The 16,342-nt window shown below is 40.4% G+C and carries 14 protein-coding genes; 9 read left to right on the forward strand and 5 right to left on the reverse strand.

Annotated elements, in window-relative coordinates; genetic code table 11:
• Window positions 1–123 precede the first annotated feature (123 nt).
• Both folE and U2718_RS02265 read right to left on the reverse strand, forming a co-directional pair.
• A complete protein-coding gene (folE, locus tag U2718_RS02260; RefSeq protein ID WP_341994664.1) occupies window positions 124–774 on the reverse strand; it encodes a GTP cyclohydrolase I FolE in 651 nt (216 codons plus the stop codon).
• Window positions 775–870: 96 nt separating this feature from the next.
• Window positions 871–1,944 (reverse strand): GTP-binding protein, encoded by a 1,074-nt coding sequence (locus U2718_RS02265; RefSeq protein WP_341994666.1) that lies wholly within the window; start codon window positions 1,942–1,944, stop codon window positions 871–873.
• Between the two features lie 479 nt (window positions 1,945–2,423).
• On the opposite strand from U2718_RS02265, the gene U2718_RS02270 reads away from it, so the two are divergent.
• From U2718_RS02270 to U2718_RS02285, 4 genes are all read left to right on the forward strand, one after another.
• On the forward strand, window positions 2,424–3,032 hold the full coding sequence (locus U2718_RS02270) for an HD domain-containing protein (protein WP_341994668.1): 609 nt from the start codon (window positions 2,424–2,426) through the stop codon (window positions 3,030–3,032).
• A 230-nt stretch (window positions 3,033–3,262) separates the two neighbouring features.
• Entirely contained in the window at window positions 3,263–4,585 is a 1,323-nt protein-coding gene (locus tag U2718_RS02275; protein WP_341994670.1) for a serine/threonine-protein kinase, read from the forward strand.
• Window positions 4,586–4,853: 268 nt separating this feature from the next.
• Entirely contained in the window at window positions 4,854–5,153 is a 300-nt protein-coding gene (locus tag U2718_RS02280) for a hypothetical protein (protein ID WP_341994672.1), read from the forward strand.
• A gap of 162 nt (window positions 5,154–5,315) precedes the next feature.
• Window positions 5,316–6,218 carry an MvdC/MvdD family ATP grasp protein gene (locus U2718_RS02285; protein ID WP_341994674.1) on the forward strand — a complete coding sequence of 301 codons (903 nt, stop codon included), beginning with the start codon at window positions 5,316–5,318 and terminating at the stop codon, window positions 6,216–6,218.
• A 124-nt stretch (window positions 6,219–6,342) separates the two neighbouring features.
• Here the strand turns inward: U2718_RS02285 and U2718_RS02290 are convergent, their stop codons facing one another.
• Window positions 6,343–7,695, reverse strand: coding sequence for an N-acetylmuramoyl-L-alanine amidase (locus tag U2718_RS02290; protein ID WP_341994676.1), 1,353 nt, complete (start codon window positions 7,693–7,695; stop codon window positions 6,343–6,345).
• 165 nt (window positions 7,696–7,860) lie between these two features.
• On the opposite strand from U2718_RS02290, the gene dnaG reads away from it, so the two are divergent.
• Window positions 7,861–9,852, forward strand: coding sequence for a DNA primase (dnaG, locus tag U2718_RS02295; protein WP_341994677.1), 1,992 nt, complete (start codon window positions 7,861–7,863; stop codon window positions 9,850–9,852).
• Here the strand turns inward: dnaG and U2718_RS02300 are convergent.
• Window positions 9,836–10,174 (reverse strand): hypothetical protein, encoded by a 339-nt coding sequence (locus U2718_RS02300; protein WP_341994678.1) that lies wholly within the window; start codon window positions 10,172–10,174, stop codon window positions 9,836–9,838. The two genes, dnaG and U2718_RS02300, sit on opposite strands and share 17 nt — an antisense overlap.
• Window positions 10,175–10,341: 167 nt before the next feature.
• Between U2718_RS02300 and U2718_RS02305 the strand changes: the two genes are divergently transcribed.
• Complete coding sequence (locus U2718_RS02305; RefSeq protein ID WP_341994679.1) at window positions 10,342–11,790, forward strand: Ni/Fe hydrogenase subunit alpha; 1,449 nt, start codon at window positions 10,342–10,344, stop codon at window positions 11,788–11,790.
• A gap of 104 nt (window positions 11,791–11,894) precedes the next feature.
• Window positions 11,895–12,350: a hydrogenase maturation protease gene (locus tag U2718_RS02310; protein ID WP_341994680.1), complete on the forward strand. Its 456-nt coding sequence runs from the start codon at window positions 11,895–11,897 to the stop codon at window positions 12,348–12,350.
• 120 nt (window positions 12,351–12,470) lie between these two features.
• On the opposite strand, the gene U2718_RS02315 is transcribed toward U2718_RS02310, so the two are convergent.
• On the reverse strand, window positions 12,471–12,827 hold the full coding sequence (locus U2718_RS02315; RefSeq protein WP_341994682.1) for a hypothetical protein: 357 nt from the start codon (window positions 12,825–12,827) through the stop codon (window positions 12,471–12,473).
• Between the two features lie 401 nt (window positions 12,828–13,228).
• Between U2718_RS02315 and U2718_RS02320 the strand changes: the two genes are divergently transcribed.
• Together U2718_RS02320 and aceB are read left to right on the forward strand one after the other, a co-directional pair.
• A complete protein-coding gene (locus U2718_RS02320; RefSeq protein ID WP_341994684.1) occupies window positions 13,229–13,639 on the forward strand; it encodes a ribbon-helix-helix domain-containing protein in 411 nt (136 codons plus the stop codon).
• A 1,077-nt stretch (window positions 13,640–14,716) separates the two neighbouring features.
• Window positions 14,717–16,342, forward strand: a complete 1,626-nt coding sequence (gene aceB, locus U2718_RS02325; protein WP_341994685.1) for a malate synthase A — start codon at window positions 14,717–14,719, stop codon at window positions 16,340–16,342.

The raw sequence follows: 16,342 nt of genomic DNA on the forward strand, positions 1-16,342 counted from the left end.
GTGACAAAGCAATAGTGTTGTCATTGTAAGCTGAGATAGTGAATCTACCCATTTTTGGCGATCGCCTCGGTTGTAGTATCGGCTCGCATTAGTTTTACCGAGGCGTGTCTGGGTAAGGGAAAGTTACTTAAATTTACTATTGTGCAGAATTAAGTTCATAAACTCCTCACGGGTGCGAGCGTCGTCTGCAAATACACCTCGCATTGCGCTAGTAACAGTCCAAGAACCAGGTTTCTGTACGCCGCGCATTACCATGCACATATGAGTTGCTTCCACTACCACTGCTACCCCTTGAGGTTTGAGTAATCCTTGCAGTGCGTCTGCAATTTGTAGGGTAAGACGCTCTTGCACTTGCAAACGTCGTGCATACATTTCACAAATACGGGCTATCTTGGATAATCCAATCACTTTTCCATTCGGAATATATGCTACATGAGCACGACCGATAATCGGCAGAATATGATGCTCGCAGGAACTAAAAATATCGATATCCCGGACTAGCACCATTTCATTAGCATCTTCTGTGAATACTGCACCATTGAGCAGTTCATCTAAAGATTCATAATATCCCTTGGTAAGAAACCGCAAAGCTTTGACTACTCTTTTAGGAGTATCTTTTAAACCTTCACGATCTGGATCTTCTCCTAAGCCAAGTAACAAAATCCGCACAGCCTGCATCATTTCAGCTTCTGTTACTTTTGATTTTTGCTGAGTAGATAATGATGACAATACTTCTGATGCAGAATTGAATTCGGGAGGAATCGATAGAGTCATTTTTTGATTTTATTGGAAGGTTTTTACTGATGAAGTTTTAGATTTACTAGTTGTTAAATTCCAAGTAATTTTACGAGGACTTGACAACTATTCTAATTATGCCAAACATTCATTAATTAGAGCGTGAATTTTACTAGTCTCCAAATCTCTTCCAATCAAAACTAATTGATTTTTGGGCGTAGTTTTCCATTCATCTGCATCTAATTGATAACGTGGGCCGCTCAGTTGAAAAATATGCCGTAAAGGACTGTCACTGAACCAAAGGATTCCTTTAGCACGAAAGATGCTTGAAGGCATTTGTTCGGTGAGAAAAGTTTGAAATTTTTGGACATCAAAGGGGCGATCGCTTTGAAAAGACACAGAAACAAATCCATCATTTTCTAAATGGTTGGAGTGATGCCCATGATGATGGTGATGGTGGTGACGATGTTCGTGAGTGTCTTCATGATTATGATGTTCATGGCCGTGTTCATGATGATGTTCGTGTGTCTCCTCCTCAATTTCGGAAGTATACTCATCTATTGGAGTCAAATTTACATCTAAAATTAAAGGCAATGGCACTTGACCATATTGAGTATGCAGGATTCTTGCTCCAGCTTTAATATCGTGAATATAAGCTTCTAATTCCTTTAACTTTTCTTGGGTTGTAAGGTCAGTTTTGTTGAGTAAAACAACATCTGCATAAGTTATCTGTTTTAAAGCTGCTTCACTTTCGTAATGGTTAGGAGTAAATGCTTCTGAATCTACAAGAGTAATGATAGAGTCTACCCTAGTTAAATCTCTCAATTCTGTCCCTAGAAAAGTGAGAATAATTGGTAGAGGATCAGCAACACCAGTAGTTTCAATCACAAGATAGTCAATGCGGTCTTCTCGTTCTAGAACTCGATAAACAGCATCGACTAATCCATCGTTAATAGTGCAACAAATACAGCCATTGCTCAGTTCTACCATATCCTCATCCATAGATATGAGTAGCTGACTGTCTATATTAATATCACCAAATTCGTTGACCAGAACAGCAACTTTTAAATTCTGCTTATTCTTGAGAATTTGATTGAGTAGTGTGGTTTTACCACTGCCCAAAAATCCCGTAATTATAGTAACTGGCATTCCCCACTTGGGAATATCAAGACTTTGAATTTTATTTTGAGTTTCTGTTGAAAAAATCATGGTTTTCTAGAGATATTTCGTGAACTTGAATTAATTGCCTGTCTGTATGTCAAGGAAACTTATATAGGTAAACAATGCCGTACCAAAGAGTGGAATTACAAACGAAGCCTATTTCTATAACTAATCTGATTGCTATCTTGATACTCAAACGTAACTTTTGCACTGCTCTTGCCCAGATGTTTGCACAAAAATGGCTAATTTGCAGGAAATCCTCACTGGTTGGCAAATTTAAGCTTAAGTTGGATTGGATCGAGGAAGTCAACATACACAGTAACGATAATCGTTATCATAATAACCTAAAAAAAGTTTTTTGAGAGGTGATTGACTATAGAGATTGATAAGACTGCGAATGTAATACTTTTTGCAACGGTTGAAACAGGATGTGATAAGCTGGCAAGTTTGTTGTTCAGATCCCGGACTTTTCAAAAAAGTCCGGGATCTATAACCTCGTTGATATAACCATGTTTGGTGATTAGCAGATGAGCATAACACCATCTAATCGACTGACTAAACAAATTCAATTCATCATCGAGATTGATAAGCTCAAGCAAATTCTGCGTCAAACCTTGCTTACTGATGGCTCACGTCAGGAAAACAGTGCTGAACATTCTTGGCACATTGCGGTGATGGCGATCGCACTTGCAGAATATGCTCCTGATGGGGTTGATATCTTTCGTGTCATCAAAATGCTGCTGATTCACGATTTGGTAGAAATTGATGCGGGTGATACCTTTTGCTACGATGTCGAAGGTAATTGTAGTAAGACAGATAGAGAAACTGAAGCAGCGGAACGTCTATTTGGGCTTTTGCCCGCAGATTTGGGAAATGAGTTGCGTTTTCTGTGGGAAGAATTTGAAGCAAGTGAAACACCCACAGCTAAGTTTGCCGCAGCATTAGATCGCATACAACCGTTATTGCACAACCAACAAACTCAGGGTGGAACTTGGCGCATTCATGGTGTAACGCGCGATCGCGTGATGAAGCGAATTGCTCCTGTAGAAGTAGGTGCGCCCGAATTATGGGCTTTTATTCAAAAATTAGTTGAAGACTGTGTTGCGGCAGGTTATTTAAGTAGTTGTGCAAAATAAATTATCTATTTAGGCAAGGGTAATCTTAACAGGAAACAGGTAACAGTAAAGGAATACAGCGATTTCAGTCTTGTTGAAAAATGGCTAAATATTTATGCATAGGTACTTACAAGATACTGCCGTTGTCAATATCAATCATTAAATCACGTTTGTTAAGGTGATCGCGCATACAAGCATACTCCTGTTTTAGGAATTACATTAGAATTACGTGCTTTACAGGAATAGTTGCCATGCTGGAAGCGGAACAGATATTACAGGAGCGCTACCAACTCAAGCAAAAATTAGGACAAAATGCAGGGCGTCAGACTTGGCTGGCTGAAGACTTAGCAACTGAGCCAAAAGAACCTGTGATTGTAAAGCTGTTGGCTTTCGGCGATCGCTTCCAATGGGAGGATCTCAAACTTTTTGAACGGGAAGCGGATGTACTGAAAAACTTAAGCCATCCCCGCATTCCTAAGTACCGCGATTATTTTTCTATTGACGATCACATTCTCTGGTTTACTTTAGTTCAAGAATTTATTCCCGGTTCATCTCTAAAGGAATTACTGAATCAAAAACGAAAATTTTCTGAACAAGAGGTGCGAAAATTTGCTGCTGAGGTGTTAGAAATTCTCAATTATTTGCACTCGCTGATTCCACCTGTTCTCCACCGTGATATTAAACCAAGTAATTTGATTTTAGGTGAAGACAATCAAATTTATGTAGTTGATTTTGGGGCGGTACAAGATAAAGCCACTGCCCAAGGCGGCACGTTTACAGTAGTTGGTACTTACGGATATACTCCTATAGAACAATTTGGTGGTCGAGCAGTTCCTGCTTCTGATCTTTATGCTTTGGGAGCCTCCTTAATTCATTTAGTTACAGGTACTGCACCTGCTGATTTACCACAGCGAAATATGCGAATTCAGTTTAGCGATCGCACTAACTTAAGTCCTCAGTTTGTGCGTTGGCTAGAAGGGATGATAGAACCAGATATTGAGCAAAGATTTAGAACAGCGAGCCAAGCTTTAGAGGCTCTCAACAGTCGCCTTGTTTCTCAATCCTCATTTTTAGTTTCTCAACCCCACGGTAGCCGCATTCAACTTAAGAAAACTGCCAGTCAGCTAGAAATCAAAATTCCTGCTAGAGGGCTACAATTTTCAGACGCTTTTTTAATAGCTTTTTTGACTTTCTGGTATGGTTTTCTGATATTAACTTCAGGATTTTCCTTCTATCCGTTTTTACTACTTCATTGGCTAGCTGGCTTACTACCACTCAGTATGCTAATATTTCCTAGTTTTGGAGAAGTTCACATCTGTTTTCTTCATAATAACTTTTCCATAGAATGGAAATTATTTGGTAGACTCTATCGACAAAGACAGGGAAAAACTGCCGCTATTCATCATGTTTCTATCAGCAGAGAATCAATTTCTGTTAATAACAGACAATTGATGACTATCACTCTTGAAGCTGGTGCAGAAAAATATAAGTTAGGTGCATTTAGCCCTGAGTTAGCTGATGCAGAACGTAAATGGTTGGTTCGAGAAATAAAAGAATGGTTAGGACTCCAGTAAAAGTTATTGATTGTTAAGAGATATTTCATCAAAAATCTCCTACTTCTTAAAGAAGTAGGAGATTTTTATTTTAAACTGTATTAAATTATGAAGTTATCTATACTTCATAAAAAGGAAATATTAATTTCGCATCTATGTAATTCAAATGGCTTTAAGTTGAAACACCTGTGTTTTTATCTGAGATTATAATATGTCTTAGAAAGTAAATATAAACTCTATTGATGATACTTTTTAATGTATCTTTTCATGTAGATTTTTGGAGTTTTTTATGCGACACCCATTTGATTTAGACATTTCTGAACTAAAATCTTTGAGTTTAGAAATTGAAGAGATAAGTAACGATGAAGCCGAAAAAGTTTCTGGCGGTGTTGATGCTACAACTTTAGCAGTAGGTGAGGAAGGTGGCGGTGAAGTTACAACCCTAGCCTTAGGTGAAGAAGGTGGTGAAATGACTACTGAAGCTTTAGGTGAAGAAGGAGGAGGTCAAGTAAGTACCAAAGCTTTAGGTGAAGAGGGGGGTATAATTATCACAAAGGCTTGGTTTGAACACGGTGGTTTTTGTTTTTGAACCATCTTAATTTCTTCTTGAGACCTTGGTTCAATACCACTATATATATGGGCTTATTTTTTCAGAAAAATGCCTTGTTTTTTTCTAAACTATGAAATTGCAGCATTTGATTTATCATGCTGCAATTTTATTAAATAAATATTTTAACAAGTTTTTTTAAAGATGAATATTTTAATTTTGGGCAATTCTGAAGATGCTCATGCCGCAGCTATCAAAAATGCTCTGATGGAGGCAGGAGTAATAGCAGATTATCTAGATACGTCTTTATTTCCGACTCAATTACGCATATCTTGGCAACCAAATCAAACAGGGTGTTTAATATTGCCAGAAGGACGCAGACTAGAACTTCAAAATATCCACAGTGTCTACTGGCGGAATTTTCCTGGGGTTTCTGTACCTCCTTTACACGATCGCCATCAGCAGCAAATAGCCATCAATGATTCAATCAGTACTTTGCGATCGCTCATGCAATCTTGTCAGCCACGTTGGGTAAATTCTTGGCAGGCATACCAATTTCACAAAGAAAAACCTCTGCAACTGAGTAAGGTGAAACAAATAGGAGTGACAATTCCCCAAACTCTAATTAGTAACGATCCAGACGAAGTAATTAATTTTATCCAATCCTTAGATAAAGTAATATTTAAGCCTGTATATGGAGGCGCACACACCAAATTAGTAACAGCAGATCATCTAGAACCAGAACGATTGAGTCTAGCTCTGAGTTTTTCTCCTGTCACGATCCAAGAATATATTCCAGGTACTAATATTCGTAGCTATGTAATTGGTAAGTCAGTTTATACAGCTGAGATTCGCAGCAGTCAGTTAGACTTTCGCCAAGATGTGGAAGCTGAGTTAATTCCCATAGAATTGCCTGCTACGGTTGAACAACAATGTTTAGATATTGCTCAAGCATTGATGTTAGAGTGGACGGCAATTGATTGGCGTCGTAGGCATGACGGAGAATACTTTTTCCTGGAAGCAAATCCTAGCCCAATGTTTTTGCACTTTGAGCGGCAAACAGGATTTCCTATTACTCGTAGGTTAGTCGAACTGTTGATGCATTAGTAGTTAAGAAGGCAGATGGCAGAAGGAAGAGGAGTGGGAGAGGGGGAGAGGGGGAGAGGGGGAGAAATATCCTTTCCGTGTCCCCGCGTCCATTTCCTAGCCTCTGTTCCCTATTCCCTTCTAATTACATAAATCCTGCTGATTCATACAAGCGTTTGAGCATCGCCATAATTTTATCACCGTAATCTAACTCCGCTGACCAGCGTCCTGATAGCTGATCTATTAAGGGAGCAACACCGCGCGTAACAAAGCGAAAGCGCGGATCTACTACTTCCTGTACTAAGGGTTCTAAACTAGCGTAAGCTTTGAGATGTTGAATATGCGCCCTCACGCCAACTCTGACGCTTTCAAAAGACGCCGCTTGCGTACCACCGCCAATATTTCCTAAGCCTGCAAAATTATTTTGTTCGGGTTTGATATCATTGCCAAATCGTAAAAATCCAGTTTCTACACACATTTGGCAGAAGGCAATGTCATAATTTACTCCTTCTATGGCAGCTTCTTCTCGATAGAGTTTCGCTATTTCAGGAAACTGTACTAAAGCATTTTCATTGTTGCTTTTAAGAAATATCTGCAACTGCACTTCTGAAGTATAACCCGGCGACATGATACGATCGATTTGACCAGGACAAATTACTAAATTGGAGCGTAAGGTAACTGTACGAGTCGTATTATCCCAACTAACAGAAATATTAAAGTCCCGCAGTTCAATAGCTTTGACATAAACAACTCGTCGATAGGTGATGCGACGGACATTAGATGATTTCGACAGATCAATCCGCAAGCGATCTACTAAGTCAATCGGAATGTAAGCATTGCCATTAATTAGTATTCCTTGTTCGGCGTACTTTTGCCCGTTGATGTTGATATTGATGGGCGGAAATTTCGGTTCTTGTTCATCTCCGGAGCCAGGAGCTATAGTACGACTCCAAGCTGCTAGTGCATCAGCAATGCCAATGGCAAAGTCGCGACGGCGAGATTGCAGCAAAGAGCGATCGTCTGGGCTGCTTAAAAAACCAACCTGCATCAATAAAGAAGGCACGGTGATCTGGCGACAGAATGCCAAACTGCCCAAACCCGAATTAGTATCTGGCTTAACCCCACGATTAGGTAATTGGGGAACACGACGTAGCAATCCCACCAAAAGTAAATCGGCATTAATCTTGCGCTCATCGTTGTTGGCAATATAAAAAACGCTAGCCCCGCGTACCTCTGGGCTGCTAGCCGCATCGGCATGAATTTCTATCGCTACATCACCTCGACGAGCACGAGAATTTATCCATTGGATCGTTTGTTTGGCACTTAAATCATCGGGAACTGCCAAAACACCAATGTTCCGCGCCCGTAGTTCCGTTACAATTAAATCGCGCAGCAAAATCATTTCCTTTGCTTCGGTTGTATCACCTGCAATCGAGCCTGGATCAAGTTTTCCTGCTTCTTTGCCTCCGTGTGCTGCTGAAATAAAAATACGTCCCATTTTTAATATTTCCTTTAAGTAAAATAAGTGTAAGATTTTTTACTAGTTATTGTTGGTTTGGGAACAAGAATATAATAGCCATTAGAAGTCCTTTATCATTTGTCATTAGCAATTGATCTAAAGTTTAATGACCAATGATGAATGACCAATGACTAATGGCTAAATATGAGTATTCCCCGTTTACACCCAGACACTATAGAGGAAATAAAACAACGAGCTGACATTTATGATGTGATCTCGGAGCACGTTGTTTTACGCAGGCGGGGGAAAGATTTTGTCGGTTTATGTCCCTTCCACGAAGAAAAGACTCCCAGTTTCACCGTTAGTTCCAGCAAGCAAATGTATTATTGCTTTGGCTGTCAAGCGGGAGGAAACGCGATTAAGTTTTTGATGGATTTACACAAGCACTCATTTTCGGAAGTAGTGCTTGACTTAGCACGGCGTTACCAAGTACCCGTGCAAACTCTAGAACCCGAACACAGACAAGAATTTTCCAGGCAACTCTCGGAGCGATCGCAACTCTATGAAGTTCTCGCTTCGGCTTCCCAGTTTTATCAACACGCTCTTAAGCAAAGCCAGGGAAAATTAGCTCTTGAATATCTGCGAGAAAAACGCCAACTCACCGATGAAACAATTGGGCAATTTAATTTAGGTTATGCTCCTGTTGGTTGGGAAACTCTTTATCGTTATTTGGTAGAAGATAAACGCTATCCAGTTCAGCTTGTAGAGAAGGCTGGTTTAATTAAACCCCGCAAAGAAAGCACTGGCTATTATGATGTGTTTCGCGATCGCATTATAATACCAATTCATGACATTATGGGACGCGCGATCGCTTTTGGTGGCAGAAGTCTGGGAGAAGACGACACTTGCTACAACGGGGGGAACCCCCGCAACGCAGTGTCTCAACAACCAAAGTATCTCAATTCACCGGAAACTGAACTTTTTCAGAAAGGTAAAACTTTATTTGCACTTCATCAGGCTAAAGCTGGCATTTCTCAACTCGATCAAGCGGTGGTGGTAGAAGGATACTTTGATGCGATCGCCCTCCACGCAGCCGGAATTAACAACGTTGTCGCATCTCTCGGTACTGCTCTGAGTTTAGAGCAAGTGCGCTTGGTGTTGCGCTACAGCGACTCGAAACAATTGATACTTAACTTCGATGCCGACAAAGCCGGGACTATTGCCGCCGAAAGAGCGATCGGAGAAATTGCTAAACTGGCATACAAAGGCGAAGTACAACTCAAAATCTTGAATTTGCCTGATGGTAAAGATGCTGATGAATACTTGCTGGCACGTAGCCCAGAAGACTATCGCCAACTGTTAGCAAACGCCCCTTTGTGGCTAGATTGGCAAATTCAGCAAATAATTAAAAATCGGGACTTGAAACAGGCTACTGACTTTCAGCAAGTATCTCAACAGTTAGTAAAATTACTGAAAAATATAGAAAATAGCGATACGCTTAATTACTACGTATCTCATTGTGCAGAAATATTAGCTCTGGGAGATACGAGACTTTTACCCCTAAGAGTAGAAAATCTCCTCACTCAAATTGCTCCGCAAAATAGCTATAGCTCTCAATCGCTCTACATTCCTCGTCCAAAACAGCCTAGAATAACCCCACAATCATCTACACGGGAAAGTAAAAAAACTACACCAACACTAGAAAAGAGTCTTTTAGAACAAGCAGAGGCTTTGTTATTGCGAATTTACCTGCATTGTCCCGAACAACGTCAATTTATTACTGACGCCTTAGAAGAGCGAGATTTACAATTTAGCCTTTCCCATCATCGATTTTTGTGGCAACAAATTTTAGAAATATCATCTGTTCCTTTGGAGCAAGAGCTAATCTCAACAGTGCAAGATAGATACCTAGAATTTCCTGAAGAAATAGAGTTAGTTTCCCATCTGTTTCATCTCAACGAGAAAAGCCAAAAAGAAATTCTGCGCACTCCCCAAGTAGTACAAGCAGCGATCGCTTGTATGGAGCGTGTGTTACGAGAAAAGCGCTATCGTCACTTCTTGGAATTGTGGCAGCAAACCGATCCACAAGTGGAGCCAGAACGCTGGCAATCATATTACCAAGCTTTTTATGCCGAAAAGCAGCGCTTGCAAGAATTAGATCGACAACGGCTATTTTCCCTTACAGAACTATTGTGAGGTGTGAGTAATGCTTGGGGAGACATGGCATGAAGTATTGGGAAAGTAGAGTTGAAAACGAGGTAAGCGCAAAAAATTGAATGCCGAAGTCTTCTAAAAGTTGATTAGCCAGTTTTTGAGAAACATAATCGCATTCGCGTAGCTTGCACTGAGCGCACTCGGCAAATATTTTGCCAAAAAGATTGCTCAGGAAATCAGGAACTGGTTGACTAGCCCGAATCCGTCTTCTGACTCCATGTCTAAACAGCTTTTTGTACCATTGACTTTCAAACGCTTTACAGAAATCATCTACATGGCAAAATAAAGCATCTAAACTAAACATAAGACAGGTGCTGGATTTGACGTTATTTTCAGCTTACTACCTGTTCCTTTCCTAATCCCGAACTCAGGTTATTTAGTTGCTAACGATAAGCATTTTAATTTTAATTATGTCCACTTAATTATGACCTTTAAACCCTAAACCCATCTCTACTAAGCGGTTCAATCATTATGAAAAAAGTAATTATTGATCCTGTTACCAGAATTGAAGGACACGCCAAAATTACCATTTACCTTGATGACACAGGACAAGTTAACGATGCTCATTTCCATGTTACCGAATTTCGGGGATTTGAAAAGTTTTGTGAAGGGCGTCCTTTAGCAGAAATGCCCGGAATTACAGCGCGCGTGTGTGGCATTTGTCCGGTGAGTCACTTATTGGCTTCTGCAAAAGCAGGCGATCGCATTCTTGCTGTTACCATTCCTCCCGCCGCTGTAAAACTACGCCGTTTGATGAACTTGGGACAAATTATCCAATCCCATGCCCTCAGTTTTTTCCACTTGAGCGCACCTGATTTTTTGCTGGGCATGGATAGCGATCCAAGCAAACGCAACGTCTTTGGTTTAATTGCAACTGATCCAGAACTTGCTCGTGGGGGGATTCGCCTGCGCCAATTTGGGCAAGAAATCATTGAGCTTCTGGGCGGGCGTAAAATTCATCCATCTTGGGCTATACCTGGAGGTGTGCGGGAAGCATTATCTGATGAAGGAAGAACTCACATTCAAGCTCGTATCCCTGAAGTACGAACTACGATACTAAATGCATTAGATCTATTTAAGCGTTTGCTCCAAGATTACGAAAAAGAAGCACAAACCTTTGGTAACTTTCCTAGCTTGTTTATGGGGTTAGTTACTCCTGAAGGCTTGTGGGAAAACTATGACGGATACATCCGCTTTGTCGATAGCGCAGGCAACATCATTGCCGACAAACTAGATCCAACTCGCTATCAAGAATATATCGGTGAAGCAGTTGAACCTTGGACTTACCTAAAATTTCCTTATTATCGTCCTTTAGGATATCCCGATCAAGAAAATCATTGTCGTTTAGATAGTGGTATTTATCGAGTAGGGCCTTTAGCACGTCTCAATGTTTGCAGTCACATTGGTACACCTCTAGCTGATCGCGAATTGCGGGAGTTTAGAGACGCAGGCAAAGGAACAGTTAGCTCCTCATTTTTCTACCACTATGCTCGGCTGATCGAAATTCTTGCATCCATTGAGCGAATTGAAATTTTGCTCCACGATTCCGATCTATTATCCAATCGACTCCGTGCCAATGCTGGTATTAATCAGCTAGAAGCAGTTGGCGTCAGTGAAGCACCACGTGGCACTTTGTTCCATCACTATCAAGTTGATGACAACGGCTTGATCCAAAAAGTGAATTTGCTGATTGCCACAGGGCAAAACAACTTAGCAATGAATCGCACAGTCGCTCAAATTGCCCGACACTTTATTCATGGTTCAGACATTCCTTCAGGAATGTTAAATCGTGTAGAAGCTGGAATTCGAGCATTCGATCCTTGCCTGAGCTGTTCCACCCATGCAGTCGGGCAAATGCCTTTGCACGTTCAATTAGTCAAAGCAGATGGGAGCGTTGTCAATGAAGCATGGCGGGATTAATACTAATTCTTCAAAAAGCGGTTACAGATAATGACGCAAAGACAGGGAGAGGCGGAGACGCGGAGATTGATGTGTAGCACAATTTTAGAGAATTGGTATAAATTATGAACGGTAATGTTATAGTAATTGGTTATGGCAATGACTTGCGTAATGATGATGCGATCGGGCAACGAGTAGCCCAGAAAATTGCCACTCAGCATTTAGCAAACGTGAAATCTATTGCTGTTCACCAACTGACTCCCGAACTCGCGGCAAATTTGGCAAATGTTGATTTGGCAATCTTTGTTGACGCTTGTTTTAATTCTGAAAACTCTAAGGTGCAAGTCAAATCGCTCTTACCTGCTACTAATAGTTATATAGCAGGACATCTAAGCAACCCTCAAGCGCTGTTGGCTCTTGCTAAAGCTGTTTACGGTTATTTTCCCCAAACTTGGTGGGTAATTGTTCCAGGAGAAAACTTTGAACTGGGCGATCGCCTATCAATTGTTGCTCAACACGGAATAGCGATCGCCATAGAAAAAATAACCGAGCTGATTAACCAGGCAAAAACTAATAAGTAGAAGGCAGATGGCAGAAGGGAGAGGAGTGGGAGAGGGGGAGAGAGGGAAAGGGGGAGAGTGGGAGAAATATCCTCTCCGTGTCCCCGCGTCCATTTCCTAGCCCCTGTTCCCTATTCCCTTCTATCCAAACCAATGAGAAGGCGCTAAACCAGGATCTTCTGTTTCAGGAATTTTTAGGCTCAATTCTTGTTCTCTTTTATACATAATTTCCTCGATACCCTGGTGAATAGAATCTTCAATGCACGATCTATCCTTAAGAGAACAAGCTAGAGATCGGAAGTTAATAGATGGTTGTTGACCTTCCTCTACAACTACATAGCAATTTGATACCCGACTCAAAACGTGAGCAATTAATTCTTGACGTAAGTCTGGAATAGAAAAAGCCTGCTGATAGGGATGATGAGGATAGGTTTCAATAATATCCTCAATTATACTCGCCACAGTTGGTAGTGTGAGATTAAAAATCGTTTTAGTCATAGTTTATGCACCCTCAGTTTATAAATTTTTGTGTATAAATTAATACTAGTTATACTAAAATTACTGGAAGTAGAAAGGCTCTAGTTTTAGCTTAGAAAATAAATTTGAGGATGTTGTGAGGAACTTTCCCCAAGTTTAAAAGTGATTTTTGAACCGCTACAATACTTCACGAAAATACTCTTGCTGGCAAGCAAAGAGTGAAAAATAATTACAATAGTTATAAATTGATTGACTAACTGACTGATATAGTCATAAATCCACTTCGTTTTTCAGGGCTACTGTTGGAAATAAGTCATGCACTAATGGATGAAATGCTTATAGGTTGTCCCTTTGGTGCCACCGTCAACCTAGTCAATCGATAAGATACAATATCCAAACGCATGAGATCAAAGTAAACAGAAATGGCAAATTCTCCTTTGGTATCTGTTCGCATTCCGCCTGAGATACTAGAGCGCATCGATCAACTGGCGCAGGAACTGTACCCATCTCGTCGAGCAGGAAAAAATCCCAATCGCTCTCAAGTAATATTGGATGCGATCGCTCTATTCTTAGAGCAACATGAGTCTAGCTCTGCAAGCACTCTGGATATTAGTGAACAACTTGATGATACACAAATTCAAAAAGCATTAGATGAACCCCTTGATCATGAGCCAATCAACATAGCAATCCAAAATTACTCTAAGTATATGGAACACCCTATACAATATCCTCAACCCATAGAACTTCCTACACGAGAGTATGTAGATTGGTGGTTCAATTATTTTTCATATATGAAAAAGCTCACTGATATGTGGTTCGGTGTTAAATCATAGCCGATGCATCAACGGCAAAAACAATTGGTATTAACAAGAAAATTTAAGCAATAACAGGCTTAATATTTTTCAGTAGTAAAAGTATCTATTGGTTAGGGTGTGTTAGTTAGTCTAACTCACCCTTTTATTTTTTCTGTCCTGAGAGTGAGTCAGAGACTCTATTTCTCTTTACCAAGTTGAACTTCGTAATGTAAATTTCAAGCTTGCGTCTGCAATAGTACAAGATGTGAGTTCAGTAACTTATTTCAATTGATGATAACTTTTTTTTAATTTTAAATTTCTGAACTTTTAATTTAATGAAATTAGTAGAATAAAAGCAATACTTTTATCTATTGATTACACTGTCATACAGTGTCAAACCCCTACAGTGACAAACATTGAGCTGTTTTGCACTGTCATACACTTATTTTTTTAATTCAAACTTATAAACAATAAAAGTTAGAAAATATATATTTTGCGATAGCTGCCATCAATATCAACGGATAAAAAGGTAAAATCATTACCTTGTATTTTTCATAAATTAAAAAATGTAAATTTTGCTGTTATCTTGTTTTACATGTATTTTTGGATAAAAAAATTTTATATAATAAAAATTAGTTCCAAAAAGCTATGGCTTTGGCATATATATATTTAAAAACTAAAGTCAACAGGTGTTGGGAAAATATTTGTTTTTTTGAGCGGGATCAATGTTTAGCAAAGTAAATTAAAAGAGCTTGAAATGCATATACTTAATAAGTTCAGAATACTTTGTGAATAAATTTTCGGTTTGGCATTATATTTTGCAACTGTTAAAAGACGCTCTTAAATGATTTGGTTAAGTGAATAAAGATTAACCTATTCGATAATTTTCACATCATCCTTTCCGTCCAGCTTTTACTTATCCAAAGTTATTTATTAAGCTTTTCCCTTCTAACTTGAAAAAGTCAGTCTCGATCAAACAAGTTTCACCCGCCAAAGATGAAAGAGCTTTTTTCTCCTACACCCCTAAGCCCTCTTTCAAGCTAGAGGGCAGAAGGCAAGGAAGAAAGTTTTTTCATGCATTCTAGTGTACGTAGTTCATGAAAGCTACTTAGTGATATGACCACCAGCTTCAGTGTACAAACAAACAAATCAACCACAAATGGAATCAAGATTCGTGGCAAACTTTCTGCAAAATATGCTGAAATTTTGACTCCACAGGCGCTAGAGTTTATTGCCATGCTACAACGCCGCTTTGGTGCTGAACGAGAGCGTCTGCTGCAACTGCGAGAAAATATCCAGCAACAACTTAATGCTGGATGGCAACCCGACTTTCCATCAGCAACAGAAGCGATACGCAATGATGAGTGGAAAGTTGCCCCAATTCCTCAAGATTTACAAGATCGTCGCGTTGAAATTACAGGGCCATGCGATCGCAAAATGGTCATCAATGCCCTAAACTCTGGGGCAAATGTGTTTATGGCAGATTTTGAAGATGCCAACAGTCCCACCTGGGACAATATGGTATCTGGACAAATTAATCTGCGCGATACTGTCAACCGCACGATTGAATTTAGCGATCCTACAACTGGCAAAACCTACAAACTCAATGAAAAAATAGCCGTTTTAATTGCTCGCCCTCGTGGCTGGCATCTTCTCGAAGAGCATATGCTAGTGGACGATCGCCCCGTTTCAGGCTCGTTATTCGATTTTGGACTGTATTTCTTCCATAACGCCCGCAAGCTTATAGAACAAGGTTCTGGCCCTTATTTCTATTTGCCCAAATTGGAGAACAGGCACGAAGCCAAGTTGTGGAATGAAGTATTTGTTGCAGCTCAAGAAGCGTTTGACTTACCCATTGGCACGATTAAGGCTACAGTCTTACTCGAAACCATCCTTGCCGCTTTTGAGATGGATGAGATTCTCTACGCCCTACGAGATCATATTGTCGCGTTAAATTGCGGACGCTGGGACTACATTTTTAGCTTTATTAAAAAGTTTCGCGATCGCGCTGATTGCGTTTTACCTGATCGCCAGCAGGTAACGATGACAACTCATTTTCTACGTTCCTACAGCCTGCTGACAATTAAGACTTGCCACCGCCGCGGTGCCTTAGCAATGGGAGGTATGGCGGCTCAAATCCCGATTAAAACAGATCCCGTTGCTAATGAAACAGCTCTTGCCAAAGTAAAAGCAGACAAAGAGCGGGAAGCCGGAGATGGGCATGATGGCACCTGGATTGCCCACCCCGCCCTCGTTCCTATAGCCCGCCAAGTATTCGATAGTAAAATGCCTGGTTCTAATCAGCTATCTGTATTACGAGACGACATCACCATCACCGCAGCAGATTTGCTCAGTGTACCAACAGGAACCATCACCGAAGCGGGGCTGCGGAATAATATTCGGGTTGGCGTCTTGTACCTGAGTGCTTGGCTGAGTGGTTCTGGTTGCGTGCCTTTGTATAACTTAATGGAAGATGCAGCTACGGCGGAAATATGTCGTGCTCAGATTTGGCAATGGCTCCATCACAACACCACCCTAGAAGACAGCCGTAGTGTTAATCGCCCCCTTTTCCAAGCCCTTCTTAACGAAGAAATCGCGGCATTACGCCAAGAAATTGCCGATCGCAGCCCTTGGCAAAAAACTTTTGACATGGCGACTGATTTGTTTACCCAGCTTGTCATTGCAGACAACTTCGAGGAGTTCCTGACACTTCCAGCCTATCGTTATCTTGTTAGTTTTTAA

The organism is Chlorogloeopsis sp. ULAP02, from assembly GCF_038404745.2.
GTDB lineage: Bacteria > Cyanobacteriota > Cyanobacteriia > Cyanobacteriales > Nostocaceae > Chlorogloeopsis.